Source organism: Shewanella sp. JNE2 (assembly GCF_023159115.1).
Lineage (GTDB): Bacteria > Pseudomonadota > Gammaproteobacteria > Enterobacterales > Shewanellaceae > Shewanella > Shewanella putrefaciens.
Window position 1 is genome coordinate 78,127 of the sequence record NZ_CP096170.1, and the last position, 24,775, is coordinate 102,901.

A 24,775-nucleotide genomic window follows, 5' to 3' on the forward strand; every position below is an offset into this window, starting at 1 on the left:
AAAAAGGGCACTTCCACAGCCCATGTTTATGCACTCCCTCCCGTAACCTCCAGCATTGGGTTCTTGTAACTCAAAACGAATGGAGAATGCGATGATCAATTTCAAGCCTAAAATTCCGGCGATGCTTGGGGCTCTGGCGGTTCTTACCGCTGGTGCTGCTCATGCAGAGCTGCTGGAATACACCTTTAAGGCTCCAGATGGTACGCAACGGTCTCTGACTCCGAATGCCAACTATGCCAACCCAACGGGCAATATCTCGTTTGCCTTGAGTGCCGGTATCGACCGAAAGGTAAAGATTTCGGTGATTCGGTCGGATGGAACAGTGGTTTCGACAGCGACCAGCCACCTTCTTGGGGCTACTGATCGCATCACAGTGGGTGGAAAATCCTACTATGGTGCGGAACTTCAACTACCGGCTCCTTCCGAGGGAGTCTACAAACTAAGGGCCGAAATACTGGCGTCAGACGGAAGTTCCGTTCAGACTGATGAATACCCGCTTCAAGTCGATACGACAGCGCCAAGTTTGGCAAACGTGACAGTAAAAGGGGAATGGAACCGGGCGCTTTCTGATGGAACGCTACTGCGAGGTCCTAACCGATTTTCAGGTATAGATGTGTCTGCATCTGATGCCGGTTCTTCGGTTTCCTCTATACAGGCGTATGCTGTAGATAGCAAAGGCAAGAGGAGTCCTGTTGTCTCGGTTAATTACGCCAACGGCCAAGGCCAGTTGTTGAACTGGAGCACTGTGTTCCCTAATGGGGAGGATCTATATACGCTTCATTTCGAGGCCCTGGATAAAGCAGGGAACAAAGGGTCAATAGCCTATCCTATTGCTTGGGATTCAGTAGGTGCAAAGTCTGGAGAGAATCCTGAGCCAGTAGCAGTGTATGACCCTAAGAACCCGCAGGCCTCAACTTTTAAGGTTAATGGTCAGGCCCTATCAGGTTTTGCGCCTTATCAGAACGGAATGACCATTTATTCCGATACCTACAGGGTGCTCTACCGGATACCCAAAACAAACTCCTATCCTTCTTCACCTTACGGTGCTCAAAGCGGTAACTGGTGTGATTATAAAAACTGTATTGAAGGCAATATCATTGCCGAAGACGGTACATATGATTATCGGCAGACGCAAGCTGATGTATTCCAGCAACATGGGACAAAAACTAAGTCGTTTATTATTTACGACTGGGTTATGAACTCTCTTGGTAATACATCCGTCAGTGTGAAAGCTGATCCATCGGTTAGCTTGGCTCCCATCGGTAAGTATGTTGAATATCTTAGGGATGATGGTCAGTGGGTCCGCGGTGAAACCATTAATATGAGCTCAGTTAACCATTATAAAAAACTGAGATTTCATGTTGAGCCGAGACCTTACGCTCAGGAGTTATGGGGATCTTGGTTGCCTACTACTAAAATTCCGGCAAATGCTTCTTATGCAGAAGTGGATACGGATATATCGTTCAGTGGGCGCTCATGTTCATGGCCTGGATATTGGTCTCGACCGGAAGGGAAGCCTGAACTTCCGTCTGATCGGATTGGGGCAACGTTCTGCTATGACCTTAACCCTCCTGAAATTGCTGGGTTAGAACGAAATGGGCGGATTTTTAAAGCTCATTTCCGTGAGCCTGATTCATTTGACGGTTGGGGTGTTAACCAGTGGGTTATTTCTAACAACTCAAGTGCGTCTGCGATAACCTCGACTGGCGAAGAACGTCCGTTGTCTCGTACTGAAGTTCTTCGTAGTAGCACAAATGATTGGTTTTTCACATTTTCTGCTGAGAATCTGTCAGAGGGCACATATACCGGCATATCTCTCGTAGCTAAAGATGCTTTCGGTAATGAGGTTAAGCAGGTATTCACTGGCTCCCAATATGCTATGAGCATAGATAATTCAGCGCCGACACTAACCGTATCGATCAGTGATGGAGCACCAATCCAGTCTTTGGATGATGTTGTAATCACCTTGACTGATACTGCCGACCCGAGTCCTAAGCTGACCTCTATTGCCCTCGTCGGAGGCCCAGCCGATGACAAGGTGCAGTTGTCTTGGCGTGAGGAGTCGAAAGGTCGATTCCGCCTTGAGTACCCGGTAATGTTCCCGTCTTTGAAGGAAGGGGAATCTTACACGCTGACTGTTTCCGGTGAGGACGCACAAGGCAACGCGGTTCAAAAGGCGGTTGGCTTCGAGTACAAACCGCGTCAGGTGATGCTGGCGGATGGGATGGATGGCAAGGTTATGGTCCCCGCTGTCACTCATGAATTTGTTCATGCAGATGGCAAGCGGATCATCGAGACCAAGCCGCTGACGCTCAGTGATGGTGCTGTCGTGACAGGTTCATACGACGTGTTTGCGACCCTCCGTTCTGATGCGAAAGTGCCGCTGGTGGTGAATGGGGTGCGTATCGAGCCGGGCCAGACAATGGGGATCATGAGCCAACATGATTTCGGTGCGTCAGGTGGTCGTTTGAGCATTCCGGTTAAACCGGCTGTTCCTGATGTGGTCGGCTCTTCCAGTCTTCTTGTCATGACCTCCGCGCCGAACTCACCCATCTTGGTTGTGGACATCAATACCTGGAAAGGGACGGCCAAGCTCTCGGCTGAATCATGGACAATTCGCCAGGTTATTGACCCGGTGAAAATCTATGCCCTGCCAGAGTCGGGTGTGCCTTGCCGGTTCACCACGAAAGAGGATGTGGCTATGGCCGCAGACCCAATTCGTGACCCGGTGTGTTTGCTCCAATGGGACAGAACTCCGGATGAGGCTGAACAAACTACGCAGGACAACAACGGGATGAAAGTTGCCGGGCTGGTGGGGCAGGCTGTGAGCATTGGTGAACAACCTGTCGAATACAGCCTGTACCTGTTCAGTGGTGACGGTTCCAAGGTAAAAGTTGGGTCTGGCTCTCAGAACCTGACGGTAACTACTGCCTATGGCTCTGTTGGTTACACCCCGATTGATGACATTGCTCAGGTGAATCGCGTCATTGAAGACTTTGATGTGAACTTCAAGCAGAGCAAAGGTCCTGATTGTTCAATCACTCTCAGTGCTGACCGTGCGAAAAACGAGGCCGCGAACAAAGCTGTTGGCAGTGCAAGCCGCACCTGTCTGTTCGAGTGGCAGCAGATCCCCGATGGACTGGTCCAAGACCCGTTATCGGAATCTCCTTCGTTGTCAGGTTCCCTGGCCGAGAACGGTGATCACCCTCTGGGGTGGCGGGTAAGTATTTTCACCCGTAACGGCACTCGGGTGACGTTGAACGACGAGACTTTCAATGTCGAAGCGGTTGACCCACCAGCTCCGACCGTTGAACTAGCCTCCGACTACAACTTCAAAGACAACATCTACTTGGTGCCGATGACAGGTAACTACCTGGGTGATGCCATTATCAACTCTGAACGAGCTGATCTGGATATTGCCATATCGCGCAACTCTGATGTTCTTGAGTCTGAGACCTTCACTCCGGGATGGGGTGCCACCAATAAGGTGTATCGCCGCATCAATACCGATGAGCGAGCGTTGTGGGAGGAGACCACCTACAAGGTGAACGCGGCCTACAACAAGGTGCCTGATGTGAAGACTGAGGTTGTCTACCGGGCTATCTCTGCACCTTCTGACAGTATCCGTCCTATCGTTGAAGTTAAAGGTGATACCGCGATTGACACCCAGGCATTGCCGGTTAGGGTTCTCATCCGTGATCAGTACAAACCTGATGGTGACTATGACGCTAACACGATGGGGGTGTGGAAAGTACGCCTGATCCAGCAAAAGGCCTACAACGAGACGGTTGCGCTCACTGATTATGCGGAAGCATCGAACGGTGAAGCTCAGTTCTCAGTAGACCTGTCTGGTGTGGATACTTCCTCCGTCCGTATCGCTGCTGAGGCTGTTCTGGAAAGCCCTGTTGAGGGTTACAACCGCACAGAGTTGTCTATCAGACCTGCCTTCTTGACAGTGCTTCGTGGTGGTGCCATCGGTGCTGGCGTGGAGGCTCGCAAGTTGTCTGGTGAAGCTCCGTTCACTGCTGTGTTCAAGCTATCTTTGGACGACCGTCAGGATCTCCGGGCTACCGGCCAGGTTGTGTGGGAAACCAGTAAGGACGACGGTAAAACCTGGGAGCAGTTCATCCCAGAAGATCGATACAAGTATCAGCTTGTGAAGACCTTCGACAAGGGGGAGTACCAGGTTCGGGCCAAGGTGGTGAACGTCAACTCAGGTGCGGAAAAGTACACCGAAGCGGTCAGTGTTGTCGCTTACGACAAACCTGATATTGCTGTTATCGGCCCGACCACGTTGTTTGTCGGAAGTGAAGGCAAGTACACAGCGAACCTGACGTTGAACGATGAGCCAATCTCCGGTGGCAATGCCATTGTTGAGTGGTCTACTGACGGTGGCAAAACCTACGCGCAGACAGGGGATAGCATCACGCTTTCGAGCGATGAAGAAACCCGATACCGCCTGTGGGCTCGTGTGCGCTCTGCCACTGCACCGGCTGATGACGGCTATGCCTATGAAGTTGCGAAAACGGCAGTTGACTTCCGAGCAGTGAAGGCCCCCCGTCCTTACGTGACAGGGCCGCGAGTCATTGAGACCGGTAAGAAGTATGTGTTCAAAGCCGAAACCAGCCTGCCTTACCGTGGGATGGACGTGAAGCTGAACGGGTTCTTCACGCTGCCTGATGGCTCAATTGTGCAGGGTGATACTGCTGAGTACGTGCCTTCGGACACTGACCTCAACCAGGCTACTGTAGAAACGAAGTACACCACCTGGATCGAAGGATACCGAGATCAGGGTGCAGAAGCCTCGCATAGCCTACGCTCCCGCGTGTGGCAGTATGTATGGCCGAGCTTCGGAATGCAGGTCAGGAAGAACGCTGACGTGGCTCCTGCGACGATCACCGCGTCAGTGCGGCCAATTGCCTTCAACGGCAAGCTGGAAGAACCGACCTACGAGTGGGAGTTGCCGGAAGGCGCAGTGATTCAGGATCAGCGGCAGGATATTGTCCGGTCCTTTGTGATCAATGAGCCGGGCGATTACAACATCAAGGTGACTGTCCGTGATGCTCGCGGCCATGAAACCGTGATCGAGCAACCGCTCAAGATCGGCCAGGCAGAGCCCTATGCTATCGACCTGCAATACTCTGGCTCGAACAAATACGAGCGTGAGCCTCTGGATGTGCTGTTGCGACCGTACATTTCTGGCGGCCACCCACGCGACCGTATTTCGACTCGCGTCTACTCGGTAGATGGTACGCCGTTGGAAAGCAGCGGTTACTACGGCAGAGCAACTCTGGGCGCTGGTGAGCACAGCATCAAGCTGAAAATAACCTCAGAAATGGGGCATGAAGCTGAGGGCGAGGTGAACATCAATGTGGCAGAGAACAAGTTGCCTGCATGTAGCCTGAGCTCACGAGAGACCGTTGGGTCGTGGATCGTTTATGCGAACTGCGAAGATACCGATGGCCGCATGAAGTCCTACGAATGGACCATTGCCGGTGAGTTGCAGAGCATCAGCTCTGATCGAGTGACTATCAGCAAGGGCACCTATGAAACGATGCCGACCATCTCTCTGGTTGGGGTCGATGACTCTGGTGGCAAATCCGAAGCTGTTACCATGAACTAAGGTTCATTCCTCTCAAAGCCCGGTTCAGACCGGGCTTTTTTTTGTATCGCGCTGGAATTGTCCAAATTGGGCTATTACAGAGGCGAGTCTATTTCCCTCCCCCGGATACACTGCCCAGCATCCAGTAATCCAATCTTAGGGGATAGACATGCGGACAAAATTACTCGGGGCGCTGATGGTGTTCGGGATTATTACCGGCACGGCTCATGCGTCATCGAAATTGGAAATCACCGATCCCAGAGCGGCGAAGATAGAGGACATCGTAGAGCTACCCATCAAAGGGGTTCGAGCCGTCCAAAGTGATGGGCAGATCATGTTCCTCTCTGAAAACGGGCGATTTGTTATTTCAGGACAAATCTACGACCTGTGGAGCAAGAAGCCCCTCAACACGATGTCCCAAATGAGGGATGTAGCGGAGCGTATCCACTTCAAGAGCATGGGCATGGATGTGGACACGCTGAACACCGTTTCGATGGGGCGTGGTGACAAAGAGGTGGTGGTCTTTGTCGATCCTAGATGCGCGGTTTGCCATCAGCTCATGGGTGATGCCAAATCGCTGGTGGATGATTACACCTTTAAATTTATCGTGATTCCTGCTCTGGGTGCTGAGTCCAACCGCTTGGCAAAGAACTTGTACTGCGCGAAAGACAAAACCCACGCGCTCGATGCGCTGATGAACAACACCTTGGGTTCCCTTCCTTCAAAAGAAACCTGCGACCCCGGCCAATACGATCAAACGCTGCTGACAGCTCATTTCATTGGGATTGAGGGCGTTCCGTTCGTGGTTGCTCCGGATGGTCGTGTCAGCAAAGGACGTCCGAAGAACCTGAAATCATGGTTGGAGAGTGTTGAATGATCGTAACCATCAAAAAGAAACTCGAAGAAACGTTGATCCCGGAGCACTTGCGAGCTGCCGGGATTATTCCTGTCCTGGCCTATGACGAAGACGATCATGTCTTCCTTATGGATGACCACAGTGCAGGCTTTGGTTTCATGTGTGAGCCCCTGTGTGGTGCCGATGAAAAAGTTCAGGAGCGAATGAACGGTTTCCTGAATCAGGAGTTCCCGTCGAAGACTACGCTCCAGTTTGTTCTGTTCCGCTCCCCGGACATCAATCAGGAGATGTACCGGATGATGGGGTTGCGTGATGGCTTCCGTCACGAGCTGCTGACATCTGTCATCAAGGAACGGATTAACTTCCTCCAGCACCACACGACAGAACGCATATTTGCCAAGACCAACAAAGGTATCTACGACAATGGCTTGATCCAAGACCTCAAGCTGTTCGTTACGTGCAAAGTCCCCATCAAGAACAATAACCCGACTGAAAGCGAACTCCAGCAGCTCGCACAGCTTCGCACGAAGGTCGAATCATCGCTTCAAACCGTTGGTCTGCGTCCCCGCACAATGACGGCGGTGAACTACATCCGGATCATGAGCACCATCCTGAATTGGGGGCCGGATGCTTCATGGCGACATGACTCTGTGGATTGGGAGATGGATAAGCCCATCTGCGAGCAAATCTTCGATTACGGCACTGATGTGGAAGTCAGCAAGAACGGCATCAGGCTGGGGGACTACCACGCGAAAGTCATGTCAGCGAAAAAGCTGCCTGACGTTTTCTACTTTGGTGATGCGTTGACCTATGCCGGGGATCTCAGCGGCGGCAACTCCAGCATCAAAGAAAACTACATGGTTGTGACCAATGTGTTTTTCCCTGAGGCAGAAAGCACGAAAAACACTCTGGAGCGCAAACGCCAGTTCACTGTAAACCAAGCCTACGGGCCGATGCTCAAATTCGTGCCGGTGCTGGCGGACAAAAAGGAGAGCTTCGACACTCTCTATGAGTCCATGAAAGAGGGGGCTAAGCCAGTCAAGATCACCTACTCGGTGGTTTTATTTGCTCCAACCAAAGAACGTGTTGAAGCGGCGGCGATGGCCGCACGAAACATCTGGCGTGAATCTCGGTTCGAGCTGATGGAGGATAAGTTCGTTGCTCTGCCGATGTTCCTCAACTGCCTGCCATTCTGTACAGACCGGGATGCAGTGCGAGACCTATTCCGCTACAAGACCATGACAACCGAGCAGGCGGCTGTGGTCCTGCCGGTGTTTGGGGAATGGAAGGGGACCGGGACCTATCATGCAGCGCTGATTTCCCGCAACGGCCAGCTCATGAGTCTGTCTCTTCACGACAGTAATACCAACAAAAACCTGGTGATCGCAGCCGAATCCGGCTCGGGTAAATCGTTCCTTACCAACGAACTGATTTTTTCCTACTTGTCCGAGGGTGCTCAGGTCTGGGTTATTGATGCCGGTAAGTCCTACCAGAAGCTGTCGGAAATGCTCAATGGCGACTTCGTTCACTTTGAAGAAGGAACGCACGTCTGCCTCAACCCGTTCGAGCTCATACAGAACTACGAGGACGAAGAAGACGCGATTGTCAGCCTCGTTTGTGCAATGGCGTCGGCCAAAGGCTTGCTGGATGAATGGCAAATCTCTGCGCTGAAACAGGTCCTTTCTCGCCTGTGGGAAGAGAAAGGTAAAGAGATGAAGGTTGACGACATCGCTGAGCGCTGTCTGGAAGAAGAAAACGACCAGCGCCTCAAGGATATTGGTCAGCAGCTCTACGCCTTTACGTCGAAAGGTAGCTACGGGAAATACTTCTCTCGCAAGAACAACGTCAGCTTCCAGAACCAGTTCACTGTACTGGAGCTCGATGAACTGCAAGGGCGTAAGCACTTGCGTCAGGTTGTACTGCTCCAGCTTATTTACCAGATCCAGCAAGAAGTATTCCTGGGTGAACGTAACCGCAAGAAAGTCGTCATCGTGGATGAGGCCTGGGACCTGCTCAAAGAGGGCGAGGTCTCGGTCTTCATGGAACATGCCTACCGCAAATTCCGTAAGTACGGTGGCTCCGTTGTCATTGCAACGCAGTCCATCAACGACCTCTATGAGAACGCAGTGGGCCGCGCCATCGCGGAGAACTCGGCCAGCATGTACTTGCTCGGCCAAACCGAAGAAACCGTGGAATCTGTTAAACGTAGCGGTCGTCTGACCCTTTCAGAGGGCGGGTTCCACACCCTCAAGACGGTACACACCATCCAGGGCGTGTACTCAGAAATCTTTATCAAATCGAAGAGCGGCATGGGCGTCGGACGCTTGATAGTGGGCGACTTCCAGAAGCTGCTTTATTCGACCGATCCGGTGGACGTTAACGCCATCGACCAGTTTGTGAAACAAGGCATGAGCATTCCTGAGGCAATCAAGGCCGTGATGCGAAGCCGTCAGCAGGCTGCATAACCAGGGAGACAGTAATGGACATTAAATCAATCGCAATCGCCGCCATTCTCGGTGCCGCTGGTGGCTTCGGCGGTAGCTACTACGTGATGAGCGAACAAACGGCAAGCATCCATCAGCGTTTGAATCAAACCCCGCCAGTGGTCGTGGTTGACTTCGCTAAAGTGGCGTCGGCGTATCCCGCTGGTGCCTCTCAGGAGGAAGTTGAAAGACTGATGGTCAAGACCAATGACGCAATTTTGAAGTTGAAAGACGCAGGTTATTTGGTCCTTGACGCAAGTGCTGTCGTCGGTGCTCCAAGTGACGTGTACCTCCCTGATGAGGTGCTGAAATGAATTTTCCACTCAAGAAGTATTTCGTCAAAAAGGAATCCTGGAAGCGCTTCGGGGTTAAGGCCGGTGTGACACTACTGGTTCTTTGGGCTGCTGGTGCGGCCTTTGCCAGCCGCTACCGTATTGGCATTGATCCACAACAGGAGAAGTGCCTGCCGGGTTACACCTTCTTCCTCATTGATCTGAACGACCAAACTCTGGAGAGGGGAGCTGTTTACGCCTTCCAAGCCAAGAACATGCAGCCTTTCTACAAGGACGGGACTCGCATGGTCAAAATCCTCACCGGTATGCCGGGGGATAAAGTCGAGATCAACGATAAGTGGAAGATCACCGTCAATGGTGATGTCGTCGGAGAGGGGCTCCAGCTCGCAGGGAAACTACATCTGCCAGAGAGCCACTTTTACGGCAAGACCACGCTGAAAGAGAATAACTACTGGTTTATGGGCAAAAGCCCATTCAGCTTCGACTCACGTTACTGGGGGACTGTGAAAAATGATCAGATCATTGGCCGCGCATATCCCCTGTTCTAAGAGCGTTCTGGTGGCGTTGATATTCTCTGTGGCTGGCGGGGCATACGCTCAAGAGTCTCCGCTCACAGAGCAGGATAAGGCGCTTATTGAGAAAGGAAAGCAAATTGCCCAAAAGGCCCAGAAGATGGAAATGCCATCTCTGTTGCAAAACCAACACATGGACGAGGCTCAGGCCGAAGCCAAGGCATTTTTCAAGCAGCTCCAAACTACTAACCCAACGCTCAAGGAGATGCACCGGAAACAGGCTGAAAAGGGTATCTACTCTGACCATCGGATACTGGTTTTCGCCTCGTTGTCTCTTGGCGAACAGGGGTTAGATGACGTCCTAACGGCGGTGTCAGGCCAGCCTGATTCTGTAATTGTGTTCCGTGGCATCCCGGAAGGAATGAACTTGGGGCAGGGAGTTAAAGCTATTCAGGCGCTCGCGGCCAAAAAAGACCCAGTGCCGAACATCATCATCAACCCTACGTTGTTCAAAACGTACAACATCACAGCCGTTCCCACGATTGTGATGCTGGAGGATGAGCCGCTGCCTGGCGAACAACCAAACGTCGTCGCCCAGGTCTCCGGGTTGTCCGACCCGGTATGGTTGGCTCGGGAAGTGGATAACGGAGAAAAAGGCGATCTCGGCGTTAAGGGGCCGGTGGAGAAAATCAGTGAGCCAGACCTTATTGATGTTGCCAAGAAACGCCTTGCCAATATCGACTGGGAAGAGAAGAAGAAACAGGCTATAGAGCGCTTCTGGACCAAGCAGAATTTCAATGAGCTGCCCAGAGCGCCAAAATCTCGAACACGAGAAATTGACCCTAGCGTCATGATCACCAGTGACATCAGCACTCCGGATGGCACTGTGTTCGCTCACGCGGGTGACGTGATCAACCCATTGTGCGATCCGAAGGAAGTTTGCAAGCCTGGAACGCGGCCATTTACCCAAGCGGTCGTAGTTTTCGACCCGCTGGACAAAAAGCAAATGGAGCTGCTCGCCAAGAAGCTGCCTGAAATTAAGCAGGAACCTGGCGTACAACGGATTACCTATATCGCCACAGAGTTCGACAAAGACAAAGGCTGGGATTCCTACAAGAGTGTCACCGACAACTTTGACGCGCCGGTATATCTGCTGACGCCAGATCTGATTACCCGGTTCGAGCTGGAGCACACACCGAGCGTCATTACTGCCAGAGGCAAGAAGTTTGTTGTCCGCGAACTTGCTGAGGAGGGCGGTGAATGATTTTTGCCCCGGCTTTCCAACCAATTAAAGACGTCGGCACAGGTTCGTTTGTCGCTGCTGAGGTACTGGCTCGTTGGTACGACGAAGGCCGGGTTCTTACACCATCCTCTCTGTCATCACCTCCTTATTGGGGGCTGGTGGATATGGAGATGGCACGGTTCATTCAGGACAACCTTCATTATTGCTTGGATCTGTACCCAGCTCTTTTTCTGAATGTCTCTGAACATACTTTGCAATCAGACGTCATTTTCAAAGCGTGGTGGAGGGTTGTCCGCGACATTGCTAAGAATCACTCATCACGGCTTGTCATCGAGATTACCGAGGGCATTCAGGATGCCTCTCTCGCATTGAGATGGGAGGCTCTTACCGAAATAGGGGTTGAGCTGGCGCTGGATGACTATGGAGACAAAAACTCTTCGCTGGAGCGCCTGAGTCGTTATGACTGGCACTATTGCAAGTTTGACGCGAGAAGACTGCGGTCGCTTGAAGACTACTCGGCCATCCTCCACTGCCGCCGAAAAGGCATACAGCTCATTGCTGAGCAGGTGGAGAGCTTCCCATTGGGGGAGAGCGCCAAATTACTTGGACTGTCATGGCAACAAGGTTTCTATCACGGGAAGCCTGCTGTCATGGAGAAACACTTGAATTACGTAAAGGCCTTACCATGATGCAAAAAATTCTACGGGTCATTGCCGTTAGCGCGGTCTTTTGGGTTCGTTCGGTATCGGCTGACCCTGGGTGCCAGAATGCGGAAGTAATCGGCGGAAAACTGATTACTGACATCTGCTGGAGCTGTATTTTTCCCATCAAAGTAGCAGGGGTTCCTATAAGTGGTGGAGGCGGATCATTCCCGAGTGAAGCCGTAAGCAACCCTCTGTGTATGTGCGAGGATAATCTAGGGGTCCCTCGGCCTGGAGTCACCACTTCTATGTGGGAGCCAGCACGGCTTGTTGAATTTCAGAGAGTGCCTGGCTGCTCATCTGTCTTGAATGGTGTCAGGTTCCCGTTTGATAGGACTAACCAAGGGCATCATGGCATGGGAGACATGGATGGTGGTGATGGTTCTTTTATGCACTATCACTACTATGCGTTTCCTCTGTTGGTGATGCTCGATTTATTTATTAAGCAGACCTGTAATGCTGATGGGTATATGGATCTCGACATCATGTACATGTCGGAGCTCGACCCGACCTGGAACAATGATGAGCTCGCTTTTTTTACCAATCCAGAGGCGGCGGCAGTAGCAAACCCAATTGCGGCGGCTGCGTGTACTGCTGATGCTGTCTCATCAACCGCTGGAAAACCTTTAAAACAGCTTTTCTGGTGTGCTGGTTCATGGGGCACCCTGTATCCATTTAGTGGCAACCAGAATGGTGGAAAAGGTGTTATCCGCGATAGCAGTCTTCTTAGCACAAGGGTTCTGGCTGCTTTGCATCGCCGGGGGTTAGCGTGGAAGACAATGGGTTCTGAGGCTATGTGTAGAGGTGTTATTAGCCCAACACTACCCAAAACGCAGTACAAATTCACGCTATTGCATCCGGTTCCAGAGACAAACTCATCTCACGTAATTGGCGAATCCACTCTTACGTGGGGTCTGGCGCGAACTATACCGGCAATTGGGCAAGACCCTATTTACACCATCTGGCGATGGAATGATTGCTGTAACAATTGAGCAGACCCTAACGAATTTGCACGGGCATTTTAGATTATGCCCCAAAAGGGCCACTACACGTACAGGTGGCCCTTGTCTTCTCAGATAGCATGGGAAGGTTGAAATGGAGAACACAATGCGAAGTCATAATTACTTTATGAAAGCTGTGGCCTCGCTGTTGACAGTAACCATGTCTGCGCTGCCGATACATTCCTACGCTAACGGTAGCCAAGACCAGGACATCACAGCGGTGGGTAAAGAGGCCCAGGCTTTCGGACAAAACCTCTCAAACTCATTCAAGTCGAGCTCGGGGACTGTGCAAGATGGCACAATCTCTATGCCGACGTTGAAAGACGGTCAATTCCAAATGAACGGGGGGAGTCAGATTAATGTCAATGATCTATTCCCCGGAACGAGCGGGACCAACAATAAACCTGATAGTTATTACTTCCCTGATGCCAATAAACCTGATGTGGGCGGTCTGCAAGGCATTTACGACTCTGGCGATGACATGGACAGCGTGGGGAATAATGCAAAAGGGTCGCTGTGGAGTGATGCCAATAGTGCTAATCCATCAATCTCTGGTGCGGCATACAAGGTTCTTCTCGATGCCTCTAATCGATCACGCCCTGATTTCAGTAATGACCCTGTACTAAATCTAAGCAAAAAGACCTATGAGGATATGGACCTCATCGCAGGTGGCTTTGGGGATTGTTCTGCCGAAACAACCATCAATCAGAATACTATCAACGCCCACATTCCAGAGTATGAACGGTGTCAGCGTGTTGTAGATCAAAGCGCGGACTGTGAGGTTGTCCATGACTACGATGCCTCTGTGGTGAAGCACTATGATGGTCCATATAACCTCAAATCTTGTGGAGAAGGCTGTACTGAGTTGTGGATTGGCCGAGTTGGTAACGACTACTGGAGTGGCAACTGTTCGATTTATGAGGAATACACGCGGGTCCAAGTCAGTAATCCAGACGCCATAGTGTCTGCAACTCTTGAGTACGCCAAGTGGGATGACTACATGCAAGTTTGGGTTGGTAAATCAGGTCAGGAAACTAAAGTATGGTCCGGCCCTGACGGCAATTTCCCTCCAGAAACGGCTGGCCGATGTGAATTGTCAACAAGTTGGGAGCGAAACCCTAATATTGATGTCACTCCCTATTTCAAGAATGTGAAAGATGGTGATGTTGTTACGTTTAAGATCCGCGTTTCAGTAACTGGCGCAGGTGAGGGTTTTGGCCGCATAAAGCTACGCTATGACCCATCAAAAGCCATTACCAAGGATGAGTGGGCTCCACAGAGCTGCATGGATTCAGCCAAAGGGGTTGTAGATGGTTTTGCGGAAGGCGAGATCACATGTATAGATGACCCGACTGATGCTACGGGCTGCACAGTCATCAATGGGATCAAAGTTTGCGAATCTCAACTCAAGCCGTCACCTTTGCCTGGTATTCCAAAACTATGCAAAAAGGTTCGAGTTAAAGCTGACTATGACTTTTATAAGGGGCAAATGGACTGCTGGACAGACCCTCAAGGTGAAACGCACTGTCCGGTAAACACGGGCGGGAATCTCGATAGCTGTCAGAAATATGAAGAAAACCCTCAGTGCGGCTTCATCAGTTCCAAATGTGTTGATGGTGCTCAGGGAAGTTCTGGTACGTGCTACGTCCACGAGGATACTTATGACTGTGGTACAGATGTTTCTGTTCCGACCTTGGAAAAGGAAACTGAGTACCAGTGCGGTGGGCCTATACGCTGCATGGGAGATGACTGCCTTGATTTGACCAAAACACAAAGCACTGATTTTGCTCGCGCTACTGCGTTGCTCAATGCAGCCCAATTCATGACGCAGGATATGAGCTGCACAGGCCAAGATGGGGATGACAATCCTACCGGGGATGAAAACGTTATTTGCTCTGCTTTTGCAGGGGAAGCTGGCGAATGCAAGATAGCTGTTGGGGGAGTTTCTGATTGCTGTGAAAAGCCAACCAATATATCTCTTGCCGATTATCTGAACCTAATAATGGCCGTTCCAAAGCTCGATGGCGCAGTGATGGGGCTGACTGATGGTAATGCGCTTAAAGGTGCTTATCAGGTACTTAGGGAACCTGCCCTTCAAGGGTGGACAGAAGTCACAAAACCGTTCACAAGTTATATAGAGAACGTTTCAGGTGCTGTTGATTCGTTCTTCCAGCCTGTAGAGCAGTTTGTTGATCAACTCATTGACCAGCTCAAAGAGCAAGTCAAAGAAGTGATGATGGATGTCATGAAATCAGCAGGCCAAGATGCAGCAACAGAGCAGGCGGCTGCCGCAGCATCTGAACAAGCTGCCGAAGCAATGATGGAGACTGCGACAACATGGCTTAGCACTGCCATGACGATATATACCGTCTATGTCGTTGCGATGGTGATGATCCAGATGATTTATAAGTGCGAGGAAGAAGAGTTCACTATGAACGCCAAAAGAGCGCTCAAGAATTGCACCTATGTAGGCTCTTATTGTAAATCTAAGGTGTTGGGCGCTTGTATTGAAAAAAGAGAAGCGTATTGCTGCTTCAATTCTCCGCTCTCTCGTATTATACAAGAACAGGTTCGCCCTCAATTGGGGCAGAACTTTGGAGACCCCAAAAATCCTCAGTGTGAAGGGATTCCACTAGATAAAATTGCCGAAATTGATTGGAGCAAAATTAATTTGGATGAGTGGCTTGGGATATTACAGCAGAACGGTAAATTCCCTGATCCGGCCTCAATAAATCTCGACTCGCTGACTGGAGCAGGGAATGACTTCAATATTGACGGGACGCGGAAGAATGCTCAGGAAAGGGCGTTGGAGCGGTTGGAAGGGATTGATATTGACGCGAAGCGAAAAGAGGCGACAAACAGCATAGACCCTCAAACAGGCGCGCCAACTGGTGGTGGTGGATAAAAAAAGGGGCCTTTCGGCCCCTTTCTCATGTAGATTGATTACGCTTCTGGGTAAACAAATAACTCTGCTTTTCCCTGATCAAGAAGGTAAGGGAAAGCAACTTTTTCGCCATTATCCAGCTCAACCGATTTTGGAGCAAGGTAGAGGTAGGCCCAAGCTGGTAGCTGTTTGCTAATAGCTGCGTAGATCGCTTGCTGAGGAGCATGGCTTGCTGCCCCATTACCGACATTCACAAAGTTGTATGCGGTCTCATGGCCTGATGTGAAGGCATACGCTGTACCTTGAACGCCAGAGACAAAATTAGGAGCTGACCCTAGGCGAGGCTCCACGATTTTCACCTTAACGGAACACATGTCAGCTACCTTACTTTGTCCGTTCACCCACGTCGGGCAACCCCATTCATTCTTGTAGAACTGATAGGTTAGGCGACCATCTTTGTCATACAGAAGCGTGAAATTGGCACCCAAATCAGTCAGCGCTGACTCAATGGAAACTTTCACATGTGAAAGAAATTTGGCCTGAGCGTCTGCCGGTGAAACTGCTTCGTTAGCAGGCATCCAAGCGATCAAGCTATTGCGAGCGCCATGCTGTTTGGGGCCGATAGCCCAGTTCGCAAGGTTGACCAAGCCACCTTGCCAGTCGGTCATTCCGAGCTGAGGGGACATGTAGCCAGACAGCACGTAGGCTGCCCCAAACGTTTTGGTGTCGGTCAGACGCTCCAGCTTGTCACGCGGAACAGAAGCGTCTTGGATGCCTGTTACCAGGCCACCGGCCTCCGCGATGTTGTAAGCGCGACTGTGATTGGTTTTGTACGCTGTGGGTTCGTAACTGCTGGTGGATGCACAGCCAGATAGAGCTGCTACAGCCAGAGCCACGGTGGTGATTAAAGCCTTTTTCATGTTGTTCTCCGTTCTTACCTGAGTTGAATCTGATTTACTTCGATAATATCACAGCATCAAAAAATGCAACCATAAAAGACAAAAAAAAGCCCCTCGGGCGAGGGGCAAAGGTTTGGGCTGGGTTATGCTGCTTTTGTTTTCTCGGCTTCGTCTGCGATTTCCTTGTCGCCGGTTGCAGATTCCGGAGCGGCTTCGGCCACTTCACCTTCTTTGCCTTTGCTGTGGGCGGAAATGCGAGCCCGTTTCTCGATGCCGATGATTCGACCGGCCAGCTTGATGAGGCGTTGCTGCCATTGGTAAGTGGCGTCGGTGCGCTGCTTGCTGGTCAGTACGGTGTTCAGCCAGAGAGTGTCAACGATCCCCATCAGGGTATCCAGTTTGCGGATCAGGTGTGCAAACTGAGCAACCTGAGGAGAGTTGATCTCGATGGTGTATTCATTCGGGTTGGTGTAGCCGGGCATCATGTCGATGCCGTTGTCTTCCATCAGCTTGTTGAGCTGGGCGGTAGCTTTGTCCAGGTCTTCGGAGACCTTGGAAATGTGTTCCAGGATGACGGTTTCAACCTGGTCGATTTCGTCCTGCTCACCGATGATGCGAAGGATCACGTCGATGGAGAACAGGGAGTTGGAAACTCGCTCAAAGCTGCGTTCCATGACGCGCTGAGCTTGGAGGCTGTTTACTTTCAGAACTTGCTTGAAAACAGGGCGAGAGTAGTGGTTGCTGCGGTCGTTGTTTGTGTCCAGTGCTACTTGTGCTTCTGCCATTAGAGATACTCCTAAATTTGAGGTACAGATAAACGCACTGGAAAGGATAAATGCGGTCAATCTGTAACCTGACCTCTCGAAGTGCCCAAAATGGACAGTTACAGCGTTTTCTGTTTAGCAAAGGTGAGCTATATTTGAATCATCTTAGTCGCTCTGCGGCTATAGGTGAGATAGCTGGTCTCCGAAAACAAACAGCATCTAGTCTTATGCCGTATGGCATTACTTAACCCCAAGCCGGGGGCTTCTCCCGGTTTTCGGGTGTTGCCCCTGTTTTTTTACATAGGAGCAACACCATGCACATCATCACTTTCATTGTAGTTCTGCTTGCATCTCTGGGCGCACTGTACGTAGGCGCGAAGGCATTTGCTTTTTCCTTCATCGTTCTCGCTAAAGTGTTCCAGCGTATCGGTTTGTTCCTTTGGAACAAATTCGCAGTTCCTGCAATGCGGTCTGTACAGGCCGTCATCAAAGAACGTGCTGCCAAGGCTGAACAAGCCAAAGCAGTCGTTGAACCTGAGGTAACTCAAGTTCAAGAAGTCGCTAAACAAGAACCTGACTGGGATTATCTCGAAATCCCGACTTACCTTCGTAAGGGCAAGGAACTTGTTTGGTAATAACTGTCGCTGAGTAATCTTCGACACTTTCAAACCCATCGGGGCAACCATACCCCGACGGGGATGTTGCCCCTTTTTGCTTAGGAGCAACATCATGGAAATCGCTATCATCGCTTTGTGTATCCCTACTGGTTGGGCAATCTCTCGTCCTTTCGTGAGAATCGCTGAATCGTTCGGTTACTGCTGATAGTCAACGCAAAGGGAGGGGGCAACCCCTCTCTTTCTGGTCAAGCCTCTGTGGCTTGTCCTCAAAGTCTTCTGGTGTCAGTTGGCTTTGACGACAAGCTACAGGGGGAATGTCGAATGCAACAGAATCTTCATGTTTACGACGATCACGCAGGCATCATCTATCTGGCTGATGGACGCGAGGTGAAATTTGATCCGAAACTGTATTCCAGCTCCTACCAGGCGCACAGTGAAGCAGTGAAGTGGGCCAAAGAAACCGGGGTCATTGGTCAAAACGACGATGTGGTGATGTTCGTCCATTGAGGGAGTGGCCTCCAGGAGAGGCTACTCTCCTCGCTCCTTAAAAGTCTTCTTACTCATGGTGAATACCATCAGTAAGCAGATTTTGTTCTCTTCGGAGAGCGAAAAGTGCGATAGCTGGTCGCCAAAAACAAACAGCAAATTAACGTTAATTTACTAGCCCAACCGGGCGCATCCGCCCGGTTCGGGACGTGGTGCGCCTGTCACAATAGGAGCGCACCTATGTCTCAATACTCTCAATTCTCAGTAAGCAAGGTTTTCGGTATGCCCAGCATTCCGGAGAAGGTAACGGCCATCGGCTACGCTGACGGTTCAAACCCTTTCATCCCTGCCACTGATACCAACTACGTTTTCCGCAAAGAGTTTCTGCGAGAGGTCTTGGCCTATCTCAAAGAGCCTGGCGGTGACGCATTGTTCGTAACCGGCCCTACCGGGTCTGGCAAAACCTCAGGTATCACCGAGATCGCTGGTCGTCTCAACTGGCCTGTTCAGCAAATCACTGCCCACGGGCGGATGGAGCTGACAGATCTGATTGGACATCACGCTCTGGTCGCGGAAAAGCCTGGTCAACCACCTGTCATGAAGTTCATGTATGGACCTCTGGCAGTCGCTATGCGTGAAGGTCATCTGCTCCTCATCAACGAGGTGGATTTGGCCGACCCTGCCGAGCTGGCTGGTCTCAACGATGTCCTTGAAGGGCGTCCCCTTGTGATCGCTCAGAATGGCGGGGAAATCATCAAGCCGCACCCGATGTTTCGTGTGGTCGTTACTGGTAACTCTACGGGGTCCGGTGATGCTTCTGGTTTGTACCAGGGGGTGATGATGCAGAACCTCGCAGCTATGGATCGCTATCGTTTCACCAAAGTAGGGTATGCGGATGAGGAAGCTGAACTCAGCATTCTTGGCCGTGTTACTCCGAAACTTCCGGAAAATGTGCGGAAGGGAATGGTTCGGATTGCTAATCAGGTCCGCAAACTGTTTCTTGGCGAAAACGGTGAAGATGGTCAGATCAGCGTCACCATGTCCACTCGGACGTTGGTGCGTTGGGCGAAACTGTCTCTAGCGTTCCGTGGTGCCCCAAATGCTCTTGAATACGCCCTGGATCAAGCTCTGCTTATCCGTGCGGCCAAAGAGGAGCGTGAAGCCATCCTGCGTGTTGCGAAGGATGTGTTCGGGGACCAATGGCGCTAAGGGGTGACGCATGAAGAAAAATGACTGTTTGTGCCGTCGTTACACTGCTAAAGAGTGGGGCAATGACGAAACCACAATAGAAGTCTTCATTGGCTACAAGTTGCTCCGGGAGCCCAGCTCCTCGGAGCCAGGCCAATTCACGATGGTCGAGCTACGCCGAACCGTCACTGATGGGAAAGCTGAAAATTGGTCTGAGACAAAGCTCGAAGGACCTTTTGAAGCTAACGGCCCAGACACGATCCCAATGTCCTACAAGGACAAAGAAAGCCAGTATGTGTCACAGTTTCTCAGCCAGGGGTACACCTTTCTGGATGAGGTGCTGGTAAACGCAGAGACACAGACGGTGCTGGAAGGGGGGAATGTTTCAGCCGGACAAACAGCCAGCTTGGGATCTCTCAACTGGCTGTTATCTCCGCCCTCTGAGTTACCTCCAGGTGACATAAACCTCTTCAAAGGTTTTGTTGCTGGGGTTTTTGCCAAAGGAGCCGGTTTAATCGGCTTTGAGGTTGCTCGGAGCGAAGGCTCAAATGACTTGCTACCCAGTGTGCTGATGCGTACTGACAGCGGTTATGAGCTTGGGGTTAGCACTGGACTAGGCGAAAACACTATCCATCCAGCTACGCTGGAAGGCGCTGGTGAACTCCGCCCGGAACATGGTCACAAACCCCTGCTGATGTTGGTTTACCTGCAACAGCGTTTCGCGGATGACTTTTCAAACGTAGAGAAGCCGCTGGTGGCATTCTGTGATGAACAGGGTGATACCTTCGACTACGAGCGTTTTGATTCACTAAAACCCCTCATTGAACGGTTTGGTTTCAGCTACGACGAAGTAAGAGCAGATGCAGAAAGGCTTGGCCTTGTATCTGAGCTGATTCGCCTGGCAGAGATCGACGCCGAACAAGAGGATCACTTTTTTTAACCCTTACGGGGGCTTGCTCCCCGAAAGGGGCGTTGGCCCTCTCCAAATAACTTGGAGGTCATGATGTCTAAAGGCGTCAACAAAGTAATTCTGGTCGGTAATCTCGGTTCTGACCCGGAAATTCGCTACATGCCAAGCGGAACTGCCGTTGCCAACTTCAACGTTGCAACAACGGATACGTGGCGCGATAAGCAGTCTGGCGAGCAAAGAGAGCATACTGAGTGGCACCGTATTGTGCTTAAAGGTCGTTTGGCAGAAGTCGCTGGTGAGTACCTGAAAAAGGGCTCCCAAGTCTATCTCGAAGGGAGCAACCGCACCCGGAAGTGGACTGACAGCCAACAAATCGAGCGCTACACCACCGAAGTACACTGCGTTGAAATGCAGATGCTTGGTGGTCGTGGAAATGCACCTCAGGACAACTCTCAACGTGCAGCGCCCCAAAAAGGGCAACGTACAGGAGCCGGTACGCAATCTGCTCCTGTGCAGCAATCAGCACCGCAAGGTGGTATGGGCGGAGGCTATGGTCCCGCTCCTGATGGCTGGGATGATGACATCCCGTTCATGCGGCTGCACCACTTGGCTGGCGGGTAACACCGCCAACTCTTACTAAACCCCACGGGGGCACTCATGCCCCGAGGGGGTCATGGTGTCCTCAAACCGTTCATTCGTGAATTGGAGAAACACCATGTCTGATAACAAATCTCTTGTAACCCGTATCGCAAGCCGGTTTGGCGTGGACACCCGAAAGTTCTATGAAACTTTGAAGGCGACCGCATTCAAGCAGCGAGATGGAAGTGCCCCGACCGATGAGCAGATGATGACGCTCCTGATCGTGGCTGAACAGTACGGTTTGAACCCTTTCACTCGGGAAATCTATGCGTTTCCTGACAAGCAAAATGGGATCATTCCGGTAGTAGGTGTTGATGGTTGGAGCCGCATCATCAACGAGCATCCCCAGTATGATGGCGTCGAGTTCGTGTATTCGGACAAGATGGTCAGAATGCAGGGGGCGAAAGTTGACTGCCCTGAGTGGATTGAATGCGTGATTTACCGTAAGGACAGATCTCGCCCTATCCGCATCAAGGAGTTCATTGATGAGGTGTACCGTGAACCGTTTCAGGGTCAAGGTCGCAATGGTGCTTACACTGTTGATGGCCCCTGGCAAACGCACACCAAGCGTCAACTCCGGCACAAGTCGCTGATCCAGTGTTCTCGTGTCGCATTTGGTTTCTCTGGTATTTATGACCAGGATGAAGCTGAACGCATCCGTGAAATGGAGCAGGCATCGGCCATTAACCCGGCTATTGCCAATCTCCCTTCACCATCTCAAGTTCAAAGCCAAGAGCCTTTGGCTATTGAGCACAAAGAGCTTGACCCGATCCTAACCAAACTCGCAAATCGCGCCATTGCTGAAAACGCATGGTCTGCGGCGCATGAGTATGTGAAGGGACGGTATGAAGGTTCGGAACTGCAATATGCGACTCAATTCCTTCGTGACAAGGAGATGGATCAAATGGAGCCTCCGAAACCTGACTACCAGGAAGCGCACGAGCAAGAGTCCGCCGCTGGTGGTTCTGCAAATGCTGAACCTGGTGCCGAAGAAATGCCGCCTTTGAGTGACGAGGACATGATCCCTGTTACAGAAGAGGAGGGCGCGGAAGGCAGTTACTACTAACCCCAACGGGGGGGACTCCCCCGCTGGGGGAGATCTCCCTCCTAACCATTGGAGAGAGGTCCATGAAAATAGTCAACCTATCGCAACGAGAGGAAGATTGGCTTGATTGGCGGCGTCAAGGTGTAACAGCCACTGACGCCGCTATCCTGCTCAATCGGTCTCCGTACAAAACACGATGGAGACTGTGGGCCGAGAAGACTGGGTATGCGCGTGAAGTCGATCTGAGTCTTAATCCGCTGGTTCGCCGGGGGATAGAAAACGAAGATGCTGCAAGACGCGCTTTCGAGGAGAAGTATGATGACATGCTGCTCCCCGCCTGTGTCGAATCGGTTCAATACCCGCTCATGAGGGCCTCCCTGGATGGCCTGAGAGATAACGGGGAGCCCGTCGAGCTGAAAAGCCCGAGTGCGACTGTCTGGGAAGATGTTTGTGCTGAGAAAGCAAACAGCAAGGCATACCAGCTTTATTACCCGCAGGTGCAACACCAGCTCCTGGTAACGGGGGCCAAGCAAGGCTGGTTAGTCTTCTACTTTGAAGGTCAGATTCAGGAGTTTCCAATACTCCGAGACGAAGCCATGATTCAAGAAATCTTGGCCGAGGCTAAAAAGTTCTGGCAACAGGTAGTAGACAAGAAGGAGCCCGACAAAGATCCAGAGAGAGACCTGTACATACCGCAAGGTGAAGAGGTCAACCGTTGGATTGCTGCTGCTGAGGAATACCGCCTCTATGATGCTGAGATTCAGGAGCTGAAACAGCGACTGTCTGAGCTTCAAGAAAGGCAAAAGCCTCATCTCGACACCATGAAGTCCCTCATGGGGGAATACTTCCATGCCGACTACTGCGGTGTGATGGTAACGAGATACAAAGCGGCTGGCCGGGTAGACTACAAAAAGCTGTTGGCTGATAAGGCGTCAGGCGTGAAGCCTGAGGATGTTGACCAGTACAGAGAGAAGTCATCAGAGCGGTGCCGTGTAACGGTTACTGGCTCTGTGAAGCCACGGTACATTGTTGATGAGGACGTGCTTGCTCCTCTTGATGATTTGCCGGAAGAAGTAGAGACGTTCTACTGGTGAGTGGGGGATTTTCCCCCGCTTTCCCTTGGGGATTCTGGGAGTCTCCAACGGAAAGCAAGATTTTGTTCTCTTCGGAGAGCGAAAAGTGCGATAGCTGGTCGCCAAAAACAAACAGCAAATTAACGTTAATTTACTAGCCCAACCGGGCGCATCCGCCCGGTTCGGGACGTGGTGCGCCCCCAACTTTTTGGAGTGCATCATGACTAAAGTGAACCATCTACAAAGCCTCTGTGTTATCCACGTAGACTTTGACATCTGGAGTGGACAAACCCGTTTGTCTGCATCTGATCTCAAGCTGGGCGAGGGTGGTGAAATTCCACCTGAGAAAGTAGCTCAACTGGGAAGTAAGAAGATCTGTGATCCGGCTAAGCTGAAAGGCTTTCATCGCCTGAAAACAGAAACTCGTCGCCTCCTGCTGAAATTCGGTATGCCGTTCATGAACGGATTTGCCGTACCCGTCAGCAAGACCGATGAAATCTGTAACAAGCTGAATGACATAAACTTTCAGTTTAACCAACTGAAACAGGATTTCATCAAAGGTTACAACAAAGCCGTGGATGAATGGTGTCAGGAGAACCCTGAGTATGAACGAGCTATCCGTGCCGGAGCCCTTCCAAAGGAAACGGTCGAGGAGCGGATTGGCTTTGAGTACCAGGTGTTCATGATCCAGCCTGTGAACGAAGATGAGGCCAACGCCAAACGCCTTAACCGCAAGGTTGAGCGCTTGGGTGACGATCTCATCTCCGAAGTGGTTCAGGAAGCGAATAAGTTCTATATGGAACGTTTGGCCGGTCGAGACCAATGTGCGGTCACTACTCGGCAGACACTCCGTAACATCCGCGACAAGGTGGATGGGCTTAGCTTCCTGAACAGCGCTTTTAACCCTCTGGTCAAGCTGCTCGACCAAACCCTCCGGGGATACGAGCAACATGCCGATGGCCGAAACATCGTTGCGCCTTTCTTTTATCAGGTCGTGGCCGCAGTGCTGATCATGAGCGAGAGGGACCGCATCGAGCAGTATGCCAATGGCTCGATTACTGTAGAGGGCATGGCTAATGACATTGGCGGTTCGGGAGCCCAGATGGGGGACCGTTCTAAAGATGAAAAGGCCGAACAGAAAAGCGATAAAGCCGGTGAGCTTATCCCTGCAACAGAGGGTGGCGAAACCAAGCAGCAACAGGTAGGTGGTACTGAATCTGTTCAATCAGAACAGACTAACAGCGGTGGTAACGCTGTTGACCTGGATGAAGACATCGACAACTTCTTCAAGAGTTTTGCAGAACGAGGCGAGGGTGAATCGGAAGATGAATCCAATGCCGGTGATGTGGTTCGAGAAGAGCGCGTTGATGTTGAGGATGAGCCGGTTTTGCCTGAGGAAACTCCGGTAGAGCAAGAGCCTGTCCAAGAGGAGCCGACAGAGGAGCCTCTCAACCAGGAGCTGCCTAAAACTGACGACGATGGCGACTATTTCTTCTAATAGTCACTTCAACTAAACCGACCCGGAGGGGATAGCCATTCCCTCCAGGGGTGGACTATCTCCTTCCCTACCAGGAGAAAA

General features: G+C 51.3%; 19 protein-coding genes. 17 read left to right on the forward strand and 2 right to left on the reverse strand.

The genetic code is table 11. The features are described from left to right. Positions 1–91 precede the first annotated feature (91 nt). The 9 genes from MZ182_RS20895 (at position 92) to traN (ending at position 15,596) form a co-directional block, all read left to right on the forward strand. Entirely contained in the window at positions 92–5,623 is a 5,532-nt protein-coding gene (locus tag MZ182_RS20895; RefSeq protein ID WP_000606833.1) for an Ig-like domain-containing protein, read from the forward strand. Between the two features lie 148 nt (positions 5,624–5,771). Continuing rightward, a complete protein-coding gene (locus tag MZ182_RS20900; RefSeq protein ID WP_001259347.1) occupies positions 5,772–6,479 on the forward strand; it encodes a DsbC family protein in 708 nt (235 codons plus the stop codon). After that, positions 6,476–8,923, forward strand: coding sequence for a type IV secretion system protein TraC (gene traC, locus MZ182_RS20905; protein WP_000637386.1), 2,448 nt, complete (start codon positions 6,476–6,478; stop codon positions 8,921–8,923). Before MZ182_RS20900 ends, traC begins: the two co-directional genes overlap by 4 nt. Before the next feature lie 14 nt (positions 8,924–8,937). Next, positions 8,938–9,255: a hypothetical protein gene (locus MZ182_RS20910; RefSeq protein ID WP_000351984.1), complete on the forward strand. Its 318-nt coding sequence runs from the start codon at positions 8,938–8,940 to the stop codon at positions 9,253–9,255. Then, positions 9,252–9,782 (forward strand): S26 family signal peptidase, encoded by a 531-nt coding sequence (locus tag MZ182_RS20915; RefSeq protein WP_001010738.1) that lies wholly within the window; start codon positions 9,252–9,254, stop codon positions 9,780–9,782. Before MZ182_RS20910 ends, MZ182_RS20915 begins: the two co-directional genes overlap by 4 nt. Beyond that, entirely contained in the window at positions 9,745–11,010 is a 1,266-nt protein-coding gene (locus MZ182_RS20920) for a TrbC family F-type conjugative pilus assembly protein (RefSeq protein ID WP_000621288.1), read from the forward strand. The genes MZ182_RS20915 and MZ182_RS20920 overlap by 38 nt, the downstream gene beginning before the upstream one ends. Next, positions 11,007–11,678, forward strand: a complete 672-nt coding sequence (locus MZ182_RS20925) for an EAL domain-containing protein (protein ID WP_001337754.1) — start codon at positions 11,007–11,009, stop codon at positions 11,676–11,678. Before MZ182_RS20920 ends, MZ182_RS20925 begins: the two co-directional genes overlap by 4 nt. Continuing rightward, positions 11,675–12,682 (forward strand): TraU family protein, encoded by a 1,008-nt coding sequence (locus tag MZ182_RS20930; RefSeq protein ID WP_000983283.1) that lies wholly within the window; start codon positions 11,675–11,677, stop codon positions 12,680–12,682. Before MZ182_RS20925 ends, MZ182_RS20930 begins: the two co-directional genes overlap by 4 nt. Before the next feature lie 115 nt (positions 12,683–12,797). Continuing rightward, on the forward strand, positions 12,798–15,596 hold the full coding sequence (gene traN, locus MZ182_RS20935) for a conjugal transfer mating pair stabilization protein TraN (RefSeq protein WP_001256487.1): 2,799 nt from the start codon (positions 12,798–12,800) through the stop codon (positions 15,594–15,596). 38 nt (positions 15,597–15,634) lie between these two features. Here the strand turns inward: traN and MZ182_RS20940 are convergent, their stop codons facing one another. Continuing rightward, positions 15,635–16,495 (reverse strand): hypothetical protein, encoded by an 861-nt coding sequence (locus tag MZ182_RS20940; RefSeq protein WP_000709517.1) that lies wholly within the window; start codon positions 16,493–16,495, stop codon positions 15,635–15,637. A 122-nt stretch (positions 16,496–16,617) separates the two neighbouring features. Beyond that, complete coding sequence (locus MZ182_RS20945; protein WP_000796664.1) at positions 16,618–17,259, reverse strand: hypothetical protein; 642 nt, start codon at positions 17,257–17,259, stop codon at positions 16,618–16,620. Positions 17,260–17,552: 293 nt separating this feature from the next. On the opposite strand from MZ182_RS20945, the gene MZ182_RS20950 reads away from it, so the two are divergent. The 8 genes from MZ182_RS20950 (at position 17,553) to MZ182_RS20985 (ending at position 24,694) form a co-directional block, all read left to right on the forward strand. Beyond that, positions 17,553–17,873: a hypothetical protein gene (locus tag MZ182_RS20950; protein WP_000547566.1), complete on the forward strand. Its 321-nt coding sequence runs from the start codon at positions 17,553–17,555 to the stop codon at positions 17,871–17,873. A gap of 303 nt (positions 17,874–18,176) precedes the next feature. Further along, positions 18,177–18,362, forward strand: a complete 186-nt coding sequence (locus tag MZ182_RS20955) for a hypothetical protein (protein WP_001186917.1) — start codon at positions 18,177–18,179, stop codon at positions 18,360–18,362. Positions 18,363–18,581: 219 nt separating this feature from the next. Beyond that, entirely contained in the window at positions 18,582–19,550 is a 969-nt protein-coding gene (locus tag MZ182_RS20960; RefSeq protein ID WP_000085162.1) for an AAA family ATPase, read from the forward strand. A 10-nt stretch (positions 19,551–19,560) separates the two neighbouring features. Beyond that, positions 19,561–20,469, forward strand: a complete 909-nt coding sequence (locus tag MZ182_RS20965; RefSeq protein WP_000739139.1) for a hypothetical protein — start codon at positions 19,561–19,563, stop codon at positions 20,467–20,469. 60 nt (positions 20,470–20,529) lie between these two features. Then, positions 20,530–21,060 (forward strand): single-stranded DNA-binding protein, encoded by a 531-nt coding sequence (gene ssb, locus MZ182_RS20970; protein ID WP_000987165.1) that lies wholly within the window; start codon positions 20,530–20,532, stop codon positions 21,058–21,060. Between the two features lie 94 nt (positions 21,061–21,154). Then, positions 21,155–22,144 carry a phage recombination protein Bet gene (gene bet, locus MZ182_RS20975; RefSeq protein WP_001282585.1) on the forward strand — a complete coding sequence of 330 codons (990 nt, stop codon included), beginning with the start codon at positions 21,155–21,157 and terminating at the stop codon, positions 22,142–22,144. Between the two features lie 62 nt (positions 22,145–22,206). After that, positions 22,207–23,217 (forward strand): YqaJ viral recombinase family protein, encoded by a 1,011-nt coding sequence (locus MZ182_RS20980; RefSeq protein WP_000706865.1) that lies wholly within the window; start codon positions 22,207–22,209, stop codon positions 23,215–23,217. 199 nt (positions 23,218–23,416) lie between these two features. After that, positions 23,417–24,694: a DUF3150 domain-containing protein gene (locus MZ182_RS20985; protein ID WP_000170086.1), complete on the forward strand. Its 1,278-nt coding sequence runs from the start codon at positions 23,417–23,419 to the stop codon at positions 24,692–24,694. Positions 24,695–24,775: the final 81 nt, after the last annotated feature.